The 14383-nt window shown below is 68.7% G+C and carries 21 protein-coding genes; all 21 read right to left on the bottom strand.

Going from position 1 to position 14383, the window contains the following annotated elements; all coding sequences use genetic code 11:
- Positions 1-138: 138 nt before the first annotated feature.
- The gene (locus GCL72_RS01160; RefSeq protein WP_153142884.1) at positions 139-1569 is read right to left on the bottom strand and encodes a sugar porter family MFS transporter; all 1431 of its coding nucleotides are present in this window, start codon (positions 1567-1569) and stop codon (positions 139-141) included.
- Between the two features lie 259 nt (positions 1570-1828).
- Positions 1829-2740, bottom strand: coding sequence for a tRNA pseudouridine(38-40) synthase TruA (gene truA, locus GCL72_RS01155; protein ID WP_153142883.1), 912 nt, complete (start codon positions 2738-2740; stop codon positions 1829-1831).
- A 173-nt stretch (positions 2741-2913) separates the two neighbouring features.
- Positions 2914-3471, bottom strand: a complete 558-nt coding sequence (gene rplQ / locus GCL72_RS01150) for a 50S ribosomal protein L17 (RefSeq protein WP_153142882.1) — start codon at positions 3469-3471, stop codon at positions 2914-2916.
- Positions 3472-3560: 89 nt separating this feature from the next.
- Complete coding sequence (locus GCL72_RS01145; protein ID WP_153142881.1) at positions 3561-4571, bottom strand: DNA-directed RNA polymerase subunit alpha; 1011 nt, start codon at positions 4569-4571, stop codon at positions 3561-3563.
- Positions 4572-4684: 113 nt separating this feature from the next.
- Positions 4685-5086: a 30S ribosomal protein S11 gene (gene rpsK, locus GCL72_RS01140; protein ID WP_010524171.1), complete on the bottom strand. Its 402-nt coding sequence runs from the start codon at positions 5084-5086 to the stop codon at positions 4685-4687.
- 65 nt (positions 5087-5151) lie between these two features.
- On the bottom strand, positions 5152-5520 hold the full coding sequence (gene rpsM / locus GCL72_RS01135; RefSeq protein WP_153142880.1) for a 30S ribosomal protein S13: 369 nt from the start codon (positions 5518-5520) through the stop codon (positions 5152-5154).
- Between the two features lie 221 nt (positions 5521-5741).
- Positions 5742-5858 (bottom strand): 50S ribosomal protein L36, encoded by a 117-nt coding sequence (rpmJ, locus tag GCL72_RS01130; RefSeq protein ID WP_010524173.1) that lies wholly within the window; start codon positions 5856-5858, stop codon positions 5742-5744.
- Between the two features lie 11 nt (positions 5859-5869).
- Positions 5870-6091: a translation initiation factor IF-1 gene (gene infA / locus GCL72_RS01125; RefSeq protein ID WP_010524174.1), complete on the bottom strand. Its 222-nt coding sequence runs from the start codon at positions 6089-6091 to the stop codon at positions 5870-5872.
- Positions 6092-6466: 375 nt separating this feature from the next.
- Entirely contained in the window at positions 6467-7312 is an 846-nt protein-coding gene (gene map / locus GCL72_RS01120) for a type I methionyl aminopeptidase (protein WP_153142985.1), read from the bottom strand.
- Positions 7313-7317: 5 nt separating this feature from the next.
- A complete protein-coding gene (locus GCL72_RS01115; protein ID WP_153142879.1) occupies positions 7318-7887 on the bottom strand; it encodes an adenylate kinase in 570 nt (189 codons plus the stop codon).
- A complete protein-coding gene (gene secY, locus GCL72_RS01110; RefSeq protein ID WP_153142878.1) occupies positions 7884-9191 on the bottom strand; it encodes a preprotein translocase subunit SecY in 1308 nt (435 codons plus the stop codon). Before secY ends, GCL72_RS01115 begins: the two co-directional genes overlap by 4 nt.
- 295 nt (positions 9192-9486) lie before the next feature.
- Positions 9487-9963 carry a 50S ribosomal protein L15 gene (gene rplO / locus GCL72_RS01105; RefSeq protein ID WP_153142877.1) on the bottom strand — a complete coding sequence of 159 codons (477 nt, stop codon included), beginning with the start codon at positions 9961-9963 and terminating at the stop codon, positions 9487-9489.
- Between the two features lie 2 nt (positions 9964-9965).
- On the bottom strand, positions 9966-10196 hold the full coding sequence (rpmD, locus tag GCL72_RS01100; protein WP_211364932.1) for a 50S ribosomal protein L30: 231 nt from the start codon (positions 10194-10196) through the stop codon (positions 9966-9968).
- The gene (gene rpsE, locus GCL72_RS01095) at positions 10193-10966 is read right to left on the bottom strand and encodes a 30S ribosomal protein S5 (RefSeq protein WP_153142875.1); all 774 of its coding nucleotides are present in this window, start codon (positions 10964-10966) and stop codon (positions 10193-10195) included. Before rpsE ends, rpmD begins: the two co-directional genes overlap by 4 nt.
- Entirely contained in the window at positions 10963-11334 is a 372-nt protein-coding gene (gene rplR, locus GCL72_RS01090; protein WP_153142874.1) for a 50S ribosomal protein L18, read from the bottom strand. Before rplR ends, rpsE begins: the two co-directional genes overlap by 4 nt.
- A gap of 3 nt (positions 11335-11337) precedes the next feature.
- Positions 11338-11874, bottom strand: a complete 537-nt coding sequence (gene rplF / locus GCL72_RS01085) for a 50S ribosomal protein L6 (RefSeq protein WP_153142873.1) — start codon at positions 11872-11874, stop codon at positions 11338-11340.
- Between the two features lie 21 nt (positions 11875-11895).
- Entirely contained in the window at positions 11896-12294 is a 399-nt protein-coding gene (gene rpsH, locus GCL72_RS01080) for a 30S ribosomal protein S8 (RefSeq protein WP_153142872.1), read from the bottom strand.
- 117 nt (positions 12295-12411) lie between these two features.
- Positions 12412-12990, bottom strand: coding sequence for a 50S ribosomal protein L5 (rplE, locus tag GCL72_RS01075; RefSeq protein ID WP_153142871.1), 579 nt, complete (start codon positions 12988-12990; stop codon positions 12412-12414).
- Complete coding sequence (gene rplX / locus GCL72_RS01070; protein WP_153142870.1) at positions 12990-13325, bottom strand: 50S ribosomal protein L24; 336 nt, start codon at positions 13323-13325, stop codon at positions 12990-12992. Before rplX ends, rplE begins: the two co-directional genes overlap by 1 nt.
- Positions 13326-13328: 3 nt before the next feature.
- The gene (rplN, locus tag GCL72_RS01065; RefSeq protein WP_010524186.1) at positions 13329-13700 is read right to left on the bottom strand and encodes a 50S ribosomal protein L14; all 372 of its coding nucleotides are present in this window, start codon (positions 13698-13700) and stop codon (positions 13329-13331) included.
- Between the two features lie 378 nt (positions 13701-14078).
- Positions 14079-14363 carry a 30S ribosomal protein S17 gene (rpsQ, locus tag GCL72_RS01060; protein ID WP_153142869.1) on the bottom strand — a complete coding sequence of 95 codons (285 nt, stop codon included), beginning with the start codon at positions 14361-14363 and terminating at the stop codon, positions 14079-14081.
- Positions 14364-14383 lie beyond the last annotated feature (20 nt).

Here is a 14383-nt window from a genome sequence, read left to right as displayed (position 1 = left end):
ACCGTCCCACCCCGGCGCGGCCCGGCCGCTGCAGGCCGCACACAGGACGATGGCTCTGGAGTTCGGGCCGGACCCCCGGCCGGAACCGGGGAGCCCGGGCACGAACTCCAGAGCCATCGGTGGTGGGGACGGCGCGGGTCAGTGCGACCGCTCGTAGGCCCCCTCGGACATGTCCTCGAGCTCGCGGCCCTTGGTCTCCGGGACCCACTTGAGCACGAAGACCAGCGAGAGCAGCGCCGAGACGGCGTAGAAGCCGTAGGCGAAGACCAGCGAGAGGTCCGCCATGGACGGGAAGACTGTCGAGATGACGAAGTTCGCCAGCCAGTTGGCCGCCGCCGAGACGCCGAGGGCGATGGCGCGGATGCGGTTGGGGAACATCTCGCCCAGCAGCACCCACATGAACGGTCCCCAGGTCGCGCCGAAGAACAGCACGAAGACGTTGGCCGAGATCAGCGCGATCATGCCCCAGGCGCCGGGCAGCTCGAGCTCGCCGCCGACGGTGACCGCCTGGCTGAAGGCCACCGCCATCATGCCCAGGCCCACGGCCATGCCGGCCGAGCCCGCGGCCAGCGGCATCCGCCGCCCGACCTTGTCGACGATCAGGATGCCGATCACGGTGGCGAGGATGTTCACCGAGGTGGTGATCACCTGGATCAGGAAGGACTGGTCCTCGGTGAGGCCGACCGCCTGCCACAGCGTGTTGGAGTAGTAGAAGATCACGTTGATGCCGACGAACTGCTGGAAGACCGCCAGGCCGAGGCCCACCCAGAGGATCGGCATGATTCTGCCGCCGGCGACGAGGTCGCGGATCTTCTGCCGGGACTCGAGGTTGATCGTCCGGGAGATCTCGGCGATCTTCTCGCGGACCTCGGACTCCTCGGAGAGGCCGACGACTTCGCGCAGCACCTGGGCGGCGCGGCGGTCGTCGCCGCGCGAGACCAGGTAGCGCGGGGACTCCGGGATGGACGTGGCCAGCAGGCCGTAGATCAGCGCAGGGGCGGCCTCGATGATGAACATCCACCGCCAGGCGTCCATGCCCAGCCACAGCGCGGAGTCCGAGGCGCCGGCGAGATTGGCCACGAAGGCGTTGGAGACCGCCGCGGCGAAGATGCCGACGACGATGGCCAGCTGCCACAGCGAGCCGAGCCGGCCGCGAAGGTTCGTCGGGGCGACCTCGGCGATGTAGGCCGGGGCGATGACCGAGGCCATGCCCACCCCGACGCCGCCGAGCAGGCGCCAGGCGATGAGGTCCACCGGGCCGACGGAGAGCCCGGAGCCGATCGCGGAGACGAAGAAGGCCGAGGCGGCGATCAGCATCGCCCCGACGCGACCGAGCCGGTCGGAGAGCGAGCCGCCGACCCAGGCGCCGACCATGCAGCCGAGCAGGGCGGAGGAGACGGCGAAGCCGATCAGCCAGTCGGAGAGGCCGAAGGCGGATTGGATGGCCGAGACGGCACCGTTGATGACGGCGGTGTCGAAGCCGAAGAGGAAGCCGCCGAACGCGGCCACCAGCACGACCCAGGCCACTGAGGTGGCCGCGAGGTCCTGTGAGCGGGAGTTGATGCTCATTCTGGTCGTCGTTCCTTCAGGTTGCGGGTGTCACGTGGGGAGGGCCTCGCCGCCGGGAGGTGAATCCGTGCAGAGGCCGCCGGTCGTCGCTCATGGTGAGAGCGCCCGCACGAGTATGCGCCTCAGACGTGCGTCCCGCCACGCGGCATCCGACGACATGATCGGCGTCTCGTGGGCTGGCTCACCGGCGGATCCCCGACATGAGGCGGAACGCGCCGAGCGGGCGGCCCGACAGTCGACCTCAGGGCCGTGAGGAACCTCACGTCTGCCCCGGGGTTCCGCCGGCCGAGGGCGCGTCGCGCAGCGCCCGCGTCAGTGCGGCGCGGGCGGCCAGCTGGTCGTCGGGCGGGTAGCTCACCGCCTCCAGCACCAGACCGTGCGGCGGGGCCAGGCGGACCTCGGCGTCCCAGCTGCGCCGTCCCAGCCGTTCGACGAGCCATCCGGGCGCGCGTCGCCCCTCGCCCACCTCCAGGCAAGCGCCGACCAGCGCGCGGACCATGTGGTGGCAGAAAGCGTCGGCGGTCAGCTCGGCGATGATCACGCCGTCGGCGTCGCGGCGGATCCGGAAGTCCTGCAGCTCGCGGACGGTGGTGCCCGTCTCCCGCGGCCGGCAGAAGCTGGCGAAGTCGTGCAGCCCGGTGACGAGGGCGGCTTCGGCGTCCATCAGCGTCACGTCCAGCCCCCGGCGATGCCACACCGTGTGCCCGCGGCTCAGCGGGTCACGCTGTGCGTCGTCGTCGACGATCCGGTAGCTGTAGCTGCGGCTCAGCGCCGAGAAGCGCGCGTCGAAGGCCGGCGGGACGCGACGGGCGGCACGGACGACGACGGCGCCCTCCTGACGCGCCAGCACACCGGCGATGCGGCGCAGCAGCGCATCCTGCGGGGCGATGTCCCGCCCGCGGGAGAGCCCGGCCCATTCCTCCGCGCTGAGGTCGAAGTGCACCACCTGGCCGCGGGCGTGGACGCCGCTGTCAGTGCGCCCGGCGACGACGACCGGCACCTCCCGCCGGATCAGCGTGGCCAGCCCTTCGCGCAGCGCCCCCTCGACAGTGCGCAGTCCCGGCTGGGCGGCCCAGCCGTGGTACGCCGCGCCGTCATAGGCGAGGTCCAGGCGGACGCGGACCGGAGTCACGATCTCCTGCGGGGCACTGACATCTGCGGCGGAGGACATGATCTCCAGCCTATCGAGCACTCACCCCGCCTCGGGCTCACCGCTCCCGTCCCGAGACTCCCCTTCCAGGTCCCGGCCCCGGACGCACTGAGGCCCCCGACCCGTCACGGGTCGGGGGCCTCAGTGCGGCGACGTCGCCGGCGGACCGGCGACGGTCGAGGATCAGGCGAGGATCACTTCTCCTCGGAGGTCTCCTCGGACTCCTCGCCCTCAGCCTGCTCCGACGGCTCGGCGGCCTCAGCCTCGACGGCCTCGGTCTCCTCGGCCGGCTGCTCGGTCTCCTCGGCCGGGCTCTCCTCGGCGGGCGCGGTGGCGGCGGCCTGCTCGGCCTCCTGGACCACGGCCTGCTTCGGGGACACCGGCTCCATGATGAGCTCGATGACGGCCATCGGGGCGTTGTCGCCCTTGCGGTTGCCGATCTTGGTGATGCGGGTGTAGCCGCCGTGACGGTTCTCCATCGCCGGGGCGATCACGGTGAACAGCTCGTGCACCACCGCCTGGTTGGTGGAGTTGCGCGCGCTGATCTTGCTGACCACCTGACGACGAGCGTGCAGGTCGCCCTTCTTGGCGATGGTGATCAGCCGCTCGGCGTAGGGGCGCAGCCGCTTGGCCTTCGTCAGCGTCGTGGTGATCGAGCGGTGCTCGATCAGGTTCGCGGACAGGTTCGCCAGCATCTGCTTCTCGTGCGTCGGGCTCCCGCCCAGGCGCGGTCCCTTGGTGGGGGTAGGCATGGTCTCGTTCTCCTTGGATGGGGCTCCGGACGCCCCGAGAGCTCAGCTCGGCGCGGCCGGCGCGCAGAATGATGTGGTCGTCGCCGAACTTACAGCTGCTCGTCGACGGAGGGCTCCTCGTCGCCCGCCTCCTGGAAGCGGGCCGCCGTCGGGTCGAACCCGGCCGGGGAGTCCTTCAGCGACAGACCGAGCTCGGTCAGCTTGTCCTTGACCTCGTCGATGGACTTCGCACCGAAGTTGCGGATGTCCATCAGGTCGGCCTCGGACCGGGCCACCAGCTCGCCGACGGTGTGGATGCCCTCGCGCTTGAGGCAGTTGTAGGAGCGCACGGTGAGCTCCAGATCCTCGATCGGCAGGGCCATGTCCTGCGCCAGGGCGGCGTCGGTCGGCGAGGGGCCGATCTCGATGCCCTCGGCGGCGATGTTGAGCTCGCGGGCCAGCGAGAACAGCTCCACCAGCGTGGTGCCGGCCGAGGCCAGCGCGTCCCGCGGGGCGACCGACGGCTTGGTCTCGACGTCGACGATCAGCTTGTCGAAGTCGGTGCGCTGCTCGACGCGCGTCGCCTCGACCTTGAAGCTGACCTTCAGCACCGGCGAGTAGATGGAGTCCACCGAGATCCGGCCGATCTCGGCGTCGGCCGTCTTGTTCTGCTCCGCGGAGACATAGCCACGGCCGCGCTCGACGGTGAACTCGACGTCCATCCGGCCTTCCTCGTTCAGCGTGGCGAGGTGCAGGTCCGGGTTGTGGACCTCGACGCCGGCCGGCGGAGTGATGTCCGCGGCGGTCACCTGGCCGGGCCCCTCCTTGCGGAGGTAGGCCACGACCGGCTCGTCGTGCTCCGAGGAGACCGAGAGCTGCTTGATGTTCAGCACCAGCTCGGTGACGTCCTCCTTGACACCGGCGACCGTGCTGAACTCGTGCAGCACGCCGTCGATGCGGACGCTGGTCACCGCCGCCCCCGGGATGGAGGAGAGCAGCGTGCGACGCAGCGAATTGCCCAAGGTGTAGCCGAAGCCCGGCTCCAGGGGCTCGATGACGAAGCGCGAACGGTCATCTGCGACAACTTCTTCGGTCAGCGTGGGGCGCTGTGCAATGAGCACTGATGATTCCTTTCAGAGTGCATCCGCTATATGACGCATTCTCACTGATGATGATGCTCTCACCCCGCCGCGGCCCGCAGGCCGCGGCGGAGGCGCTGTCTGTAGAAGGTCGCTCAGACGCGACGACGCTTCGGCGGGCGGCAGCCGTTGTGCGCGCTCGGCGTGACGTCCTGGATGGAGCCGACCTCGAGGCCGGCGGCCTGCAGAGAGCGGATCGCGGTCTCGCGCCCGGAGCCCGGGCCCTTGACGAACACGTCGACCTTCTTCAGGCCGTGCTCCTGCGACCGCTTGGCGGCCTGCTCGGCGGCCATCTGCGCGGCGTAGGGGGTGGACTTGCGGGAGCCCTTGAACCCGACCTCGCCGGAGGTCGCCCAGGAGATCACCGCACCGGTGGAGTCGGTGATCGAGACGATGGTGTTGTTGAAGGTCGACTTGATGTGGGCCTGACCCTGCGTGATGTTCTTGCTTGCCTTGCGGCGCGGCTTGCGGGCCGCTGCGCGGTTCTTGGGGGGCATATCTTCTCCGTGACTCGAGTTGGTCGGATCAGCGGGGGATCCTCAGGGATCCTCGGCGCGCCGAACTACTTCTTCTTGCCTGCGACGGTCTTCTTCGGACCCTTGCGGGTGCGGGCGTTGGTCTGCGTGTGCTGACCGCGGACCGGCAGGCCGCGGCGGTGCCGCAGACCCTGGTACGACCCGATCTCGACCTTGCGGCGGATGTCGGCGGCCACCTCGCGGCGAAGGTCGCCCTCCACCTGGAAGTTGCCCTCGATGTAGTCACGCAGTGCGACCAGCTGCTCGTCCGTGAGGTCCTTCACGCGGGTCTCCGGCGAGATGCCCGTGGCCTCGACGGTCTCTGCTGCACGGGTCTTGCCGACGCCGTAGATGTAAGTGAGTGCGATCTCCGTGCGCTTCTCGCGCGGGATGTCCACACCTGCCAGACGTGCCATCGTGGCAGTCCTCCTTGCTGTCGTCCGAAGGTCTTCGACAGTGCGCTCCCATCTGGACCGCTCGCGGCCGACGTCGGAGGCGACGCCTTCAGCGGGTCCCCGGCCTTCGGCAACCGGGGGTCTGTCCGTCCAGCTCATCGACGGACTGCACTGCCGTGCTGGTATTGAGCTGTCGAGGCGCTCGGCGCGCCCTCACGCGTTCTACGTCGAGAAGGTGAGGGTCAGCCCTGGCGCTGCTTGTGACGCGGGTTCTTCTTGCAGATCACTCGGATCACACCGCGGCGGCGGATGATCTTGCACTCAGAGCAGACCTGCTTCACGCTCGGGTGAACCTTCATGGCTTTCCTCTTTACTTGTAGCGGTAGACGATTCGTCCACGGTTGAGGTCATACGGGCTCATCTCCACCACGACCCGGTCCTCGGGGAGGATCCGGATGTAGTGCTGACGCATCTTGCCCGAGATCGTGGCGAGCACCACGTGCTCATTCTCCAGACGCACGCGGAACATCGCATTGGGGAGAGCCTCGGTCACCCGGCCCTCCACCTCGATCACACCTTCTTTTTTACCCATATGCTCCACACCGTTCGCGATCCCTCCGATCCCGTCGACGCCGCCGCTCGGAGCGGGGTCGGCTCGGACGGCGGCCGCGGCGCGCGCACGAGGGCACGTCGCCGCACGGCCGACGCAGAGCGCCGTCATCGTCGGGGCAGACCGGGGAGAATCTGGTTCAGTTTCTGGTCAGACGTCTCTGCATGCTCGACGGGAGAGGACCCGTCGGCGCGCATGAGGGCACAGTCGACCCACAGAGACAACCAGCAGTCAATAGTACCCGAATCCGACGGGCTCGGGCAATTCCCCACCCGCGCCCTCCTCACCGGCGCGGGTAGGGCCGCCGCGAGCCTCGCCCCGGCCGCTCGGAGACCCCGGCGCGGCCGACGGCGCCGCTCAGCCCTGCGGGATCGGCGTCGGCGTCACGCCCAGCGGCTCGAGCTCGGCGGCCCCGCCGTCGTGGGCGGTGAGCACCCAGATGCCGTCGTCGTGGCGGGCCACCGAGTGCTCCCACTGGCTGGCCCGGGCGCCGTCCTCGGTGACCACGGTCCAGTCGTCGTCGAGCACGCGGGTGGCGATCCCGCCGCGGGTGAGCATCGGCTCGATCGCCACGGCCATGCCCGGACGGACCCGCGCGCCGCGGAATCCGGCCGCATAGTTGAACACGTCCGGCGCCATATGCATGGCCGAGCCGATGCCGTGGCCGACGTACTCCTCGAGGATGCCCAGCCGCTCCCCCTCCTGGGAAGCCACGAACGCCTCGATCGCCTCGCCGACCTCGCCGATGTGCTTCGCCTCGGCGAAGGCGGCGACGCCGGCCCACATCGCCCCGCGGGTGATCGCCGAGAGCCGCTCGTCGCCGGCGTCGGCGGTTCCCTGCGCGGAGGAGCCCAGCACCACGGTGCGGGCCGAGTCGGAGTGCCAGCCGGAGATGATGCAGCCGGCGTCGACGGTCAGCACGTCCCCGGAGGCGAGCACCCGCTCCCCCGGGATGCCGTGGACGACCTCGTCGTTGACCGAGGCGCAGATGCTGCCCGGGAAGCCGTAGTAGCCCAGGAAGTTCGGCGTCGCGCCGCGCTCGGCGATGAAGGCGGCGAACACCCGGTCCAGCTGCCCGGTGGTCACCCCGGGGACCGCGGCCGCGACGACGGCGTCCAGCGCGCCGGCCAGCACGGAGCCGGCGGCGTCCATGTGTTGCAGCTGCTCCGGAGTCTTCAGCTCGATGCGCCGGCGCGAAAGCATCCCCATCAGCCCTTCAGCACGTCCATGATGCGGGCGGTGACCTCGTCGATGTCGCCGAGGCCGTCCACACGCCGCAGCAGGCCGCGGGACTCGTACTCGGCGATCATCGGCGCCGTCTCGGTGTCGAAGAGCTCGAGGCGGCGACGGATGGCGTCCTCGTCGGCGTCGTCCTCGCGGCCCTCGATCTCGGCGCGCCTCGTCAGCCGCTGGATCAGCTCCTCGCGGTCGGCGGTGAGCTCCAGGACCACGTCGAGCGAGACGTCGAGACGCTCGAGCATCTCGTCCAGCGCGCTCACCTGGCTCAGGTTGCGCGGATAGCCGTCGAGCAGGAAGCCGGTGGCGGCGTCGTCCCAGGACAGCCGGTCCTCCACCATCCGGTTGGTGACCGAGTCCGGCACCAGCTCGCCGGCGTCGACGTACTGCTGGGCCTCCCGGCCCAGCTCGGTGCCGCCCTTGATGTTGGCGCGGAAGATGTCCCCGGTGGAGATCGCCACGATCCCCAGGGCCTGGCAGATGCGCGTCGACTGGGTGCCCTTGCCCGAGCCGGCCGGTCCGACGATCAGCATACGTGTCATCGCAGAAGTCCTTCGTAGTTTCGCTGTTCCATCTGTGCGTTGATCTGCTTCACCGTGGTCAGCCCCACGCCCACCATGATGAGGATCGAGGTGCCGCCGAACGGGAAGCTCTGGCTCACCCCGAGGAGCACCATCGCGATCATCGGGATCAGCGCGATGAAGCCCAGGTAGAGGGAGCCGGGGAAGGTGATCCGAGAGATCACGTAGCTCAGGTAGCGCTCCGTGGGGCGGCCGGCCCGGACGCTCGGGATGAAGCCGCCGAACTTACGCATGTTCTCGGCGACTTCGTTCGGGTTGAAGGTGATCGTCACGTAGAAGTACGTGAAGAAGATGGTCATCAGGAAGAAGCAGATCATGTACACCGGGTGCGTCCCGCCGGAGAAGTACTGCTGGATGAACTGCATCACCGGGCCGACGTCCTCGCCGGGAGCCGGCTGGTTGAACTGCGCGATGACCGAGGGCAGCGTCAGCACCGAGGAGGCGAAGATGACCGGGATCACGCCGGCCATGTTCACCTTGATCGGGATGTAGGTCGAGGACCCGCCCAACGTGCGGCGGCCGACCTGCCGCTTGGCGTACTGCACCGGCACGCGGCGCTGCGACTGCTCGACGAAGACGACTGCGGCGATGGCCACCAGACCGATGAGCAGCACCAGCGCGAAGATCCGCCAGCCCTGGGTCGACCAGATCTCGCCCATCGCACCGGGGAAGCCGGCGGCGATGGAGACGAAGATGAGGATGGACATGCCGTTGCCGACGCCGCGCTCGGTGATCTGCTCGCCGAGCCACATGATCAGCGCGACGCCGGTCACCAGAGTCAGGATCATCAGCAGGATGACGCCCAGGCTGTCGTCCGGCACGATCGGCAGGTCGCAGCTGAGCAGGGCCCCGGAGCGGGCCATGGTGACGATGGTGGTCGCGTTCAGCGTGCCCAGCGCGATGGTCAGATAGCGGGTGTACTGAGTGAGCTTCGCCTGCCCCTGCGGGCCCTCCCGCTGCAGATTCTCGAAGCGCGGGATGACCACGCGCAGCAGCTGCACGATGATCGCCGCGGTGATGTAGGGCATGATGCCCAGCGCGAAGATCGACACCTGCAGCATCGCCCCGCCGGAGAACATGTTGACGAAGGAATAGGCTCCGCCCTCGGTGTTGCCCAGGGCCAGGCACTGCTGCACAGTCCCGTAGTCCACTCCTGGCGCGGGGATGAAGGCACCGATGCGGTAGATCGCGATGATCCCGATCGTGAACCAGATCTTCCGGCGCAGGTCAGGTGTCCGGAACACCCGGGCGATTGCGCTGAACAAGCGTCCTCCTGTGGGGCTGAAGCAGTCCGTGCGGCGACCGTCGGGCACGCTGGGCGCCGCGGTCCGGCTCCGTCGTGGACGGATTCCGAGCCTGCGGCGCGCCCCGGTGTCTGCCGAGGTGTGCGGTCACACAGACAGCCATACTAACGCCCGTGACGCGGGCGGGATGAATCGTGGCACGGACACGCGTGCCCGCAGATGCACGACGGCCCCCGCCGGACCCTCCGCAGCCCCGCGTCAGCGGGATCTGCGGAGGTCGACGGGGGCCGTCATGTCAGATCGGCGAGAGGACTTCTCAGCCCTGCTCGATCGTGGTGACCGAGCCGCCGGCGGCCTGGATCTTCTCCACGGCCGAGGACGAGAAGGCGTGCGCCGTCACGTTCACGGCCACGGAGATCTCCCCGGAGCCGAGGACCTTCACCGGCCGCCCCTTCTTCGCCACGCCCTGGCCGACGAGGTCGTCGACGGTCACGTCGCCGCCGGACGGGTACAGCTCGCCCAGCTTGGAGAGGTTGACCGGCGAGTACTCGACGCGGAACGGGCTCTTGAAGCCGCGCAGCTTCGGCAGACGCATGTGCAGCGGAAGCTGCCCGCCCTCGAAGCCTGCCGGCACCTGGTAGCGAGCCTTGGTCCCCTTCATGCCACGGCCTGCGGTCTTGCCCTTCGACGCTTCGCCACGACCCACACGCTGGCGGGACTTCTTGGAGCCGGGGGCCGGACGCAGGTCGTGGACCTTGAGGACGTCGGACTCTGCAGCGTTGTTGTCTGCCATCGTCACTTCGCCTCCTCGACGGTCACGAGATGCTTCACGGAGTTCAGCATGCCCACGGTCACGGCGTCGGCGTCGCGGACGACAGTGTGTCCCACGCGCTTCAGGCCCAGCGACCGCACCGTCTCGCGGTGGGCCGGCGTGGCGCCGATGGTGGACTTGGACTGGGTGATCTCCAGCTTCGCGTCGCTGGCGACCACGTTCTTCGCGGTGGTCTGGATGTCGTTCATCCTCATGCACCTGCCTTATCTGCCCGGGCGGCACGGTCCGCCTCCATAGTGCGGAGCATCGGCGCCGGAGCGACCTCGTCGAGCGGCTTGCCGCGGCGGGCGGCCACAGCCTCGGGCTCCTCGAGCTGCTTCAGCGCGTCGATCGTGCCGTGCACGATGTTGATCGAGTTGACCGAGCCCATGGACTTGGTCAGCACGTCGTGGACGCCCGCGCAGTCGAGGACCGCACGCACCGGGCCGCCGGCGATCACACCGGTACCCGGCGAGGCCGGACGCAGGAGCACGACGCCGGCGGCGTCCTCTCCCTTGACCAGGTGCGGGATGGTGGAGCCGACGCGGGGGACGCGGAAGAAGTTCTTCTTCGCCTCCTCGACGCCCTTCTGGATGGCCGCGGGGACCTCCTTGGCCTTGCCGTAGCCGACGCCCACCATGCCGTCGCCGTCGCCGACGACGACCAGCGCGGTGAAGCTGAAGCGACGACCGCCCTTGACCACCTTGGAGACGCGGTTGATGGTGACGACGCGCTCGAGGAACTTGTCCCGGTCGTCGTCCCGGCCGCCGCCGCGGCCGCCGCCGCGACCGCCGCCCTCGCCGCGACCGCGACCGCCGCGGCCACCACGGCCGCCGCGGTCCTCACGGCCGCCCTGGGACGAGCTGTTCTGGTCGGCCTGCTGGGTGTCGCCGCCGCCCTGAGCCTTCTCGGCGGCCTCGACGGAGTTGTCGTTGGTCTCAGTCACAGATGAAACCTTCTCAGTGTTGTCGGTGTTCTCACTCACAGCTGCAGACCACCCTCCCGGGCGCCGTCGGCGACGGCGGCCACGCGACCGTGGTACTTGTTGCCGCCGCGGTCGAAGACCACGGCGTCGATGCCGGCCGCCTGAGCGCGCTCGGCGATGAGCTCGCCGACCTTCTTCGCCTTGGCGGTCTTGTCGCCGTCGAAGCTGCGCAGGTCGGCCTCCATCGTGGTGGCCGAGGCCAGCGTGTGGGACTGCTGGTCGTCGACGACCTGGGCGACCATGTGCCGGGAGGACCGGGTGACCACCAGGCGCGGACGCTCGGCGGTGCCGTCGATCTTCTTGCGCAGGCGGATGTGGCGGCGGCCGCGGGCAGCGGACTTGGACTTGCCCTGGATACCAATAGCCATGGTTTACTTACCTGCCTTTCCGGCCTTGCGGCGAATCTGCTCGCCCTCGTAGCGGACGCCCTTGCCCTGGTACGGGTCGGGACGGCGCAGCTTGCGGATGTTCGCGGCGACCTGTCCGACCTGCTGCTTGTCGATGCCGGAGATCGAGAGCTTGTTCGCGCCCTCCACCTGGAAGGAGATCCCCTCGGGGGCCGCCATCTCGATGGAGTGCGAGTAGCCCAGCGCGAACTCGAGGTCCGAGCCCTTGGCCTGGACGCGGTAGCCGGTCCCGACGATCTCGAGCTTCTTGGTGAAGCCCTCCGTGACGCCGTGGACCATGTTGGCGACCAGCGTCCGGGTCAGGCCGTGCAGCGAGCGGGACTCCCGCTCGTCGTCGGGACGGGTCACCGTGATGGTGTCCTCTTCGAGGGACACCTCGATGCCCTCGGCCAGAGTGCGGGCGAGCTCGCCCTTCGGTCCCTTGACGGTGAGGTCGCGACCCTTCAGGTCGACCTCGACGCCGGCAGGAATGGTGATCGGAAGCTTACCGATGCGTGACATAGTGCTTCGACTCCCTTCGCGTCACCAGACGTAGGCGAGGACTTCCCCGCCGACGCCCTTCTTGGCTGCCTGCCGGTCGGTCAGCAGACCGGAGGAGGTGGACAGGATCGCGATGCCCAGGCCGCCCAGCACGTGCGGGAGGTTCGTGGACTTCGCGTACACCCGGAGACCGGGCTTGGAGATGCGACGCAGGCCGGCGATGGACCGCTCGCGGTCGGGACCGAACTTGAGGTCGATGGCCAGGGTCTTGCCGACCTCGGCCTCCTCCTCGCGCCAGTCGGTGATGTATCCCTCGGCCTTCAGGATGTCGGCCACACGCACCTTCAGCTTGGAGCTGGGCATGGAGACCTCGTCGTGGAAAGCCGAGTTGGCGTTGCGCAGACGCGTGAGCATGTCTGCGACTGGGTCAGTCATTGTCATGAGGGGCGTTCGCCCTTCCCCGCCACGGTTTCCGATCTCCGAAGGAACTCTGGGCCCGCCGCCCGGAGGGGCGGCGACCCGACAGAACCTCTGGTGAAAGGACCTGCGGCGTAGTGCTTACTGGTCGGTCTTGAACGGGAAGCCGAGCGCCTTCAGCAGCGCGCGACCCTCGTCGTCGGTCTTCGCGGAGGTCACGACGGTGATGTCCATGCCGCGCGGGCGGTCGATCTTGTCCTGATCGATCTCGTGGAACACCGACTGCTCGCTCAGTCCGAAGGTGTAGTTGCCGTTGCCGTCGAACTGCCGGTCGCTCAGCCCGCGGAAGTCGCGGATGCGCGGCAGCGCGAAGGTCACCAGACGGTCGAGGAACTCCCACATCCGGTCGCCGCGCAGCGTGGTGTGCGCGCCGATCGGCTGGCCCTCGCGCAGCTTGAACTGCGCGATCGACTTCCGGGCCCGGGTGATCTTCGGCTTCTGGCCGGTGATGTTGGTCAGGTCCGCCACGGCGGCGTCGATGATCTTGGAGTCGCGGGCCGCCTCGCCGACGCCCATGTTCACCACGACCTTCACCAGGCCGGGCACCTCCATGACGTTGCCGTAGGAGAACTGCTCCTGCATCGTGCCGCGGATCTCGTCGCGGTACTTGGTCTTCAGTCGGGGGGTGATCTTCTGCGTCACGCTCTGCACCTCGGTCATCACAGGTCCTTTCCGGAGGCCTTGGCGTAGCGGACCCGCACGGTCTTGGTGCGGCCGTCACGCTCGACGGTCTCCTCCCGGTGGCCGACGCGGGTGGGCTTGCCCGTCTCCGGGTCCACCACGGCCACGTTGGAGATGTGCAGCGGGGCCTCGGACTCCACGATGCCGCCCTCGGTGCTGCCGGCCTGGCCGGCGCGCAGGTGGCGCTTCATCCGGTTGACGCCCTCGACGACGACGCGCTCCTCGCGCGGCCGCACCTCGAGGACCTTGCCCTGCATGCCCTTGTCCTTGCCGGACAGGATCTGGACGAGGTCGTCCTTCTTGATGTTTGCCATGAGTCAGAGCACCTCCGGCGCGAGCGAGACGATCTTCATGAACTTCTTGTCGCGCAGCTCGCGGCCCACGGGGCCGAAGATGCGGGTACCACGCGGGTCCTGGGTCTCACCCTTGAGGATGACGGCAGCGTTCTCGTCGAAGCTGATGTAGGACCCGTCGTGGCGACGGGACTTCTTCCGCGACCGCACGACCACGCCCTTGACGACATCGCCCTTCTTGACGTTGCCGCCGGGGATGGCGTCCTTCACGGTGGCGACGAAGATGTCGCCGATGCCTGCATAGCGGCGTCCGGATCCGCCGAGCACACGGATGACCAAGAGTTCCTTGGCCCCGGTGTTGTCAGCGATCTTCAGCCGCGATTCCTGCTGAATCACTTGTCTACTCCTGTCGTCTCGCCGGTTCTCCCCGCTGGTGCGGCGAGCCTGGCGGAACTTCCGAATGAACCTCCCCCGGCCGCTTACCCACGTGGACTGCGTCGTGCCGGCCGGAACGAGTCCGGCCGCAACGACGCGGCGCCTGATTCACGAGGCCGAGGCGGCATGGATGGGGGACGTGCGCTGTCCTCCGACCCTCCCCGCGATGATCACCGCGGGAGGACTGCGGGGTGGAGGCCCCGCATACAAGGGCGCACAGCCTCAATAGCATACCTGAAAACAGCTCGGGGCCCAACTCAGCAGGTGAGTCGGGCCCCGAGCCGTCATGCTAGGCCGCAGCGTCGAGCGGTGACGCGGTGATGCCGGAGAGTCCGGAGATCACTTCGCCTTCTCGATGATGCGCACCAGGCGCCAGCGCTTGGTCGCCGAGAGCGGACGAGTCTCGGCGAGCTGGACGGTGTCCCCCACGCCGGCCTCCTCGTTCTCATCGTGCGCGGTGAACTTCGAGTGCCGCTTCATCACCTTGCCGTACAGGGAGTGCTTATTGCGGTCCTCGACGGCGACCACGATGGTCTTGTGCATCTTGTCGGACACCACGACGCCGCGCAGGTTCTTGCGGTAGGCGCGCTCGGTGCCCTGTGCCTCGGTGTTGGTTTCGCTCATGATCAGTCCTCAGCCTTCTC

It is taken from the genome of Nesterenkonia halophila, from assembly GCF_009467795.1.
Taxonomy (GTDB): domain Bacteria; phylum Actinomycetota; class Actinomycetes; order Actinomycetales; family Micrococcaceae; genus Nesterenkonia; species Nesterenkonia halobia.
The sequence above is the reverse complement of the archived record's forward strand: the minus strand, read 5'-3'. Positions and strand labels throughout refer to the sequence as shown.